Source organism: Calidifontimicrobium sp. SYSU G02091 (assembly GCF_022631395.1).
In the GTDB taxonomy this organism is placed as follows: domain Bacteria; phylum Pseudomonadota; class Gammaproteobacteria; order Burkholderiales; family Burkholderiaceae_C; genus Calidifontimicrobium; species Calidifontimicrobium sediminis.
The window spans coordinates 1-5,158 of record NZ_JALBGB010000060.1 but is presented as its reverse complement, the minus strand read 5'-3'; the positions used below and the strand labels follow the sequence as shown (position 1 = coordinate 5,158).

Annotated in this window: 6 protein-coding genes and 1 pseudogene; 3 read left to right on the top strand and 4 right to left on the bottom strand. The window is 72.4% G+C overall.

What is annotated here, in order from left to right; genetic code table 11:
- The 3 genes and pseudogenes from MOJ79_RS18600 to hslO form a co-directional block, all read left to right on the top strand.
- Positions 1–104, top strand: a pseudogene (locus MOJ79_RS18600) (electron transfer flavoprotein subunit alpha/FixB family protein); the annotation flags it as partial.
- Positions 101–1,132 (top strand): zinc-binding dehydrogenase, encoded by a 1,032-nt coding sequence (locus MOJ79_RS18595; RefSeq protein WP_241925501.1) that lies wholly within the window; start codon positions 101–103, stop codon positions 1,130–1,132. The pseudogene MOJ79_RS18600 and the gene MOJ79_RS18595, both read left to right, overlap by 4 nt.
- A gap of 56 nt (positions 1,133–1,188) precedes the next feature.
- Positions 1,189–2,154 (top strand): Hsp33 family molecular chaperone HslO, encoded by a 966-nt coding sequence (gene hslO / locus MOJ79_RS18590; RefSeq protein WP_241925500.1) that lies wholly within the window; start codon positions 1,189–1,191, stop codon positions 2,152–2,154.
- Between the two features lie 21 nt (positions 2,155–2,175).
- On the opposite strand, the gene MOJ79_RS18585 is transcribed toward hslO, so the two are convergent.
- From MOJ79_RS18585 to eno, 4 genes are read right to left on the bottom strand one after another with little or no spacing between them, the layout of a single operon-like run.
- Positions 2,176–2,859 (bottom strand): AAA family ATPase, encoded by a 684-nt coding sequence (locus MOJ79_RS18585; protein ID WP_241925499.1) that lies wholly within the window; start codon positions 2,857–2,859, stop codon positions 2,176–2,178.
- Complete coding sequence (gene pnuC / locus MOJ79_RS18580; RefSeq protein ID WP_241925498.1) at positions 2,856–3,488, bottom strand: nicotinamide riboside transporter PnuC; 633 nt, start codon at positions 3,486–3,488, stop codon at positions 2,856–2,858. Before pnuC ends, MOJ79_RS18585 begins: the two co-directional genes overlap by 4 nt.
- Before the next feature lie 7 nt (positions 3,489–3,495).
- The gene (locus tag MOJ79_RS18575; protein WP_119354856.1) at positions 3,496–3,774 is read right to left on the bottom strand and encodes a septum formation initiator family protein; all 279 of its coding nucleotides are present in this window, start codon (positions 3,772–3,774) and stop codon (positions 3,496–3,498) included.
- A gap of 18 nt (positions 3,775–3,792) precedes the next feature.
- Complete coding sequence (gene eno / locus MOJ79_RS18570) at positions 3,793–5,076, bottom strand: phosphopyruvate hydratase (protein WP_241925497.1); 1,284 nt, start codon at positions 5,074–5,076, stop codon at positions 3,793–3,795.
- Positions 5,077–5,158: the final 82 nt, after the last annotated feature.

Sequence of the window (5,158 nt, the reverse complement as noted above, 5' to 3'; positions counted from 1 at the left end):
TGGCGATCAACAAGGACCCCGAGGCGCCGATCTTCGCGGTGGCCGACTACGGCCTCGAGGCCGACCTGTTCACCGCCGTGCCGGAGCTGGTGAACGCGCTGTGAAAGCCGCCTACCTGACCGGCCACGGCGGCAACGAAGTCGTTGCCGTCGGCGAGCGGCCGCTGCCGCCGCGCCGCCGCGGCGAGGTGCTCGTGCGCCTGCGCGCGGCCACCGTCAACCGCGTCGACCTGTACATGCGCGACAGCGGCGCCGGCATCACGCACACGCTGCCGATGACGATGGGCCTCGACGGCGCCGGCGTCGTCGAGGAGCTCGACGCCGACGAGCGCGCGCTGCACGTCGGCCAGCGCGTCGTCGTGCATCCGGGCATCTCGTGCGGGCGCTGCGAGTTCTGCCTGCGCGGCGACGACGTGCTGTGCACGTCGATGCGCCTGCTCGGCGAGCACCGCGACGGCACCTTCGCCGAGTTCGTCAGCGTGCCGGCGCGCAACGTGTTTGCGCTGCCCGCGGGCTGGGACGACGTGCAGGCCGCCGCGCTCGGCGTCAACCACCTCACGGCGTGGCGGATGCTGTTCACCCAGGCCCGGCTGCGCCCCCACGAGACGGTGCTCGTGTTCGGCATCGGTGGCGGGGTGTCGCTGGCGGCGCTGCAGCTGGCGAAGGCGGCGGGCGCGAAGGTGATCGTGACGTCGCGCGACGCCGGCAAGCTCGAACGCGCGGTGCAGATGGGTGCCGACGGCGCGGTGCACGGCGCGACGCAGGACATCGCGCGCGCGGTGCTCGAACTGACCGGCGGGCGCGGCGTCGACGTCGTGATCGAGAACGTCGGCGCCGCGGTGTGGAGCGCGGCGCTGAAGAGCCTCGTGCGCGGCGGGCGGCTCGTCACCTGCGGCGCCACGACCGGCGACCAGCCCGGCGCCGACCTGCGCCGCCTGTTCATCCGCCAGCTGAAGGTGTTCGGCTCGACGCTCGGCACGCTGGCCGAGTTCCGCGGTTTGCTGGCCTTGTGCGAACGCTCGCCGATGCGCCCGGTGATCGACAGCGTCTACGCGCTCGACGACGTGACGCAGGCGCTCGACCGCCTCGAGTCGGGCCGCCAGTTTGGCAAGGTCGCCGTGGCGATCGCGTAGATCACTGCGGTGGCGGGGTCGCGCGGCGCGGCAGGGCACTTCCTACAATGTCCCTCGTGGACGAGCTGCACAAGTTCCTGTTCGAGGGCCTGCCGGTGCGCGGCATGCTGGTGCGGCTGACCACCGGCTGGCGCGAGCTGCTGCGCCGGCGCGATCCGGCCGCCGGCGGCATGGGCGCGTTCCCGGCGCCGGTGCGCGAGCTGCTCGGCGAGATGGCCGCGGCCGGCGCGCTGATGCAGTCGAACATCAAGTTCAACGGCGCGCTCGTGCTGCAGATGCACGGCGACGGGCCGGTCAAGCTCGCCGTCGTCGAGGTGCAGCCCGACCTGGCATTCCGCGCCACCGCGAAGGTCGTCGGCGACGTGCCGGCCGGCGCGCGGCTCGAGGCGCTGCTCAACGTGCACGGGCAGGGGCGCTGCGCGATCACGCTCGACCCGAAGGACCGCCTGCCGGGGCAGCAGCCGTACCAGGGGATCGTGCCGCTGCACGGCGACCGCCGCGAGCCGCTGCAGCACCTCGCGCAGGTGCTCGAGCACTACATGCTGCAGTCCGAGCAGCTCGACACGCGCCTCGTGCTGGCCGCCAGCGACGACGTCGCCGCCGGCCTGCTGATCCAGCGCCTGCCGGTCGAGGGCGCGGGCAACCTCGGCGCACGCAACGAGGACGAGATCGGGCTGAACGAGCACTTCAACCGCATCGCGCACCTGGCCGGCACGCTCACGCGCGACGAGCTGCTGACGCTCGACGCCGAGACGATCCTGCGCCGCCTGTTCTGGGAGGAGACGCTGCGCCGCTTCGAGCCGCTGCACCCGCGCTTCGCGTGCACGTGCTCGCGCGAGCGCGTCGCACGCATGCTGCTCGGCCTCGGGCGCGACGAGGTCGACGGCCTGATCGCCGAGCGCGGCGAGGCGGAGGTCGGCTGCGACTTCTGCGGCGCGCACTACCGCTTCGATGCGGTCGACGTCGGCGAGCTGTTCACGCCGCCGGTCGACCAGCCGCCGTCGAGTGCGTCGGTGCAGTGAGGCGCTCGACGGCCGCGCGCGTCAGCGCGGCGCAGCCTCGCGCAGCCGCCTGGCCGCGTGCTCGCAGTCGGGCACGTCGCAGTCGCGGCACACCCAGGTCCACGCGGCCTGCGCCGCCTCGCGCCGCGCCAGCCGCGTGAACAGCCCGGCGTCGGGCGCGGCGTGCGCGCGCAGCAGCGGCGCGAGCGCGTCGAGGGCGGCCTCGACGCGGGCCTCGCCGGTGCCACCGACCACCGACCACGCGAGCCCGTGGTCGAGCAGCGCCCGGCGCACCAGGCGGTCGACCGGCGCGCGCACGTGCGGGCCGTCGCGCTGCAGCCCGTCGGGCTCCCACGGCAGGTCGACCGCGGTCAGCAGCGTCGACGCGTAGCCGCGGTGCGCCTGCGCGGCCAGGCCGTGCAGCGAGCGGTCGTCGAACAGCAGCTCGCTGTAGACGGCCGTCATCAGCGGCGTCGTGTCGGCGACGACCCACGCGTGCGCCGCGGCTGCCTCGGCGATGCGGCGCTGCTGCTCGGCGGCGATCGCCGCCTGCTCGTCGGCGCGCGGCGTGCGGCCTTCGCGCGCGCACCACTCGCGCAGCCATTCGCCGACCCAGGTCGTCGGCTGGCCCGTCAGCGCGGCGATGCGCTCGGCCAGCGCCCGCGCGAGCGTCGTCTTGCCGGTGCTCTCGGCGCCGACGATCGCGATCACGCGGCCGCCGCTCACCCGCGCACCGCCTGCGCGTGCGCGAGCCGGCGCCACGTGCGCCAGCCCACCGCCGCCATCACGACGAACAGCGCGTACAGCAGCACCGTCAGCCACAGCCCCTTCCACGCGAACAGCCCGACACTGACGACGTTGACCCCGATCCACGCCGGCCAGTTCTCGACGTACTTGCGCCCGAGCAGCCACTGGCCGGCCAGGCTGCCGACGGTGGGCAGCGCGTCGAAGTAGGGCACGTCGCTGTCGGTGGCGCGGTCGAGGAACGCGCCCAGCAGCGGCCACGCGACGAGCACGAAGGCCACGACGCCCACGAGGCGCCGGCCGTCGAGGTGACGCACGCGCAGCGCGCCGCCGTCGTCACCGGTGCCGCGCAGCCACTGCCACCAGCCCCACGCCGCGACCGCGATGAACACGAGCTGCAGGCTCGCTTCGCCGTAGAGCTTGTAGTCGGCGAACAGCAGCCCGTACAGCGCCGACGACACCATCGCCAGCGGCCACGCGAGCGGGTTGACGCGCCAGTTGCACACGACCATCCACACCGCGAGCACGAACGCGACGACCTCGGTCCACGTGACCGGGCTGCCCCACAGCGCGAACGCCTGCGCGCCGACCAGCGCCCACAGCAGCTCCATCGCGCGCTCAGCGACGTGTGATCTGGACGAGGATCTCGTCGGGCTTGACCATCCCGAGCTCGGCGCGCGCCTTCTCCTCGACCATCTCGAGCCCCTCCCTGAGGTCACCCACTTCGACGGCGAGTTGCTCGTTGCGTGCACGCGCCGCGTCGTTGACCGCCTGCTGGTCGGCGAGCTGTGCGCGCAGCGACATCACGTGCGGCACGCTGCCCTGGCCGATCCACAGCTGCGCCTGCACCACCGCGAGCAGCGCGACGAGCCCTGCGGTGACCCAGCGCGCCGCCATCGGGGTGCCGACCGCCGCTCAGCGCAGGTTGTAGAACGCGTCGCGGCCGGGATAGCGCGCGACGTCGCCGAGGTCTTCCTCGATGCGCAGCAGCTGGTTGTACTTCGCGATGCGGTCGCTGCGGCTCATCGAGCCGGTCTTGATCTGGCCGGCGTTGGTGCCCACCGCGATGTCGGCGATCGTGCTGTCCTCGGTCTCGCCCGAGCGGTGGCTGATCACCGCGGTGTAGCCGGCGCGCTTGGCCATCTCGATCGCCGCGAAGGTCTCGGTCAGCGTGCCGATCTGGTTGATCTTCACGAGGATCGAGTTGGCGATGCCGCGCTCGATGCCCTCCTTCAGGATCTTGGTGTTGGTGACGAACAGGTCGTCGCCGACGAGCTGCACCTTGCGGCCGAGCCGCTCGGTCAGCAGCTTCCAGCCGTCCCAGTCGCCTTCGCCCATGCCGTCTTCGATGCTGACGATCGGGTACTTGTCGCACCACGCGGCGAGCATGTCGATCCACGCCGCTGGCTCGAGCGTCAGCCCTTCGCCTTCGAGCACGTACTTGCCGTCCTTGTGGAACTCGCTGGCCGCGCAGTCGAGCGCGATCGCGATCTGCCTGCCGGCCTCGTAGCCGGCCTTGTCGATCGCCTCGAGGATCAGCTGGATCGCCGCCTCGTGGCTCGCGACGCTGGGCGCGAAGCCGCCCTCGTCGCCGACCGCGGTGCTCATGCCCTTGGCGTCGATGATCTTCTTCAGCGCGTGGAACACCTCGGCGCCGTAGCGCACTGCCTCGCGGAAGCTCGGCGCGCCCACCGGCACGATCATGAACTCCTGCAGGTCGAGGCTGTTGTTGGCGTGCGCGCCGCCGTTGATCACGTTCATCATCGGCACCGGCAACTGCATGCCGCCCATCCCGCCGAAGTAGCGGTACAGCGGCAGGCCGCTCTCCTCGGCGGCGGCGCGCGCCACCGCCATGCTCACGGCCAGCATCGCGTTGGCGCCGAGCCGGCCCTTGTTGTCGGTGCCGTCGAGGTCGATCAGCGTCTTGTCGAGGAAGGCCTGCTCGCTCGCGTCGAGGCCGAGCACCGCCTCGCTGATCTCGGTGTTGATGTGCTCGACCGCGCGCAGCACGCCCTTGCCGAGGTAGCGGCCCTTGTCGCCGTCGCGCAGCTCGATCGCCTCGCGGCTGCCGGTGGACGCGCCCGACGGCACCGCCGCGCGGCCCATCGTGCCCGACTCGAGCAGCACGTCGCACTCGACGGTGGGGTTGCCTCGGCTGTCGAGGATCTCGCGGCCGACGATGTCGACGATGGCGCTCACTGGACTACCCTCCCTTCAGCTTGCGAAGTGAGGTGATGCAGGGTTATCCACGATGGCGGTCGGTCGGCGCTTGCGACGTACC

Bases quoted from the DNA above. Each gene is read 5' to 3' on its own strand.
- pnuC (WP_241925498.1), bottom strand. From the start codon at position 3,488: ATGGAGCTGCTGTGGGCGCTGGTCGGCGCGCAGGCGTTCGCGCTGTGG.
- MOJ79_RS18575 (WP_119354856.1), bottom strand. From the start codon at position 3,774: ATGGCGGCGCGCTGGGTCACCGCAGGGCTCGTCGCGCTGCTCGCGGTG.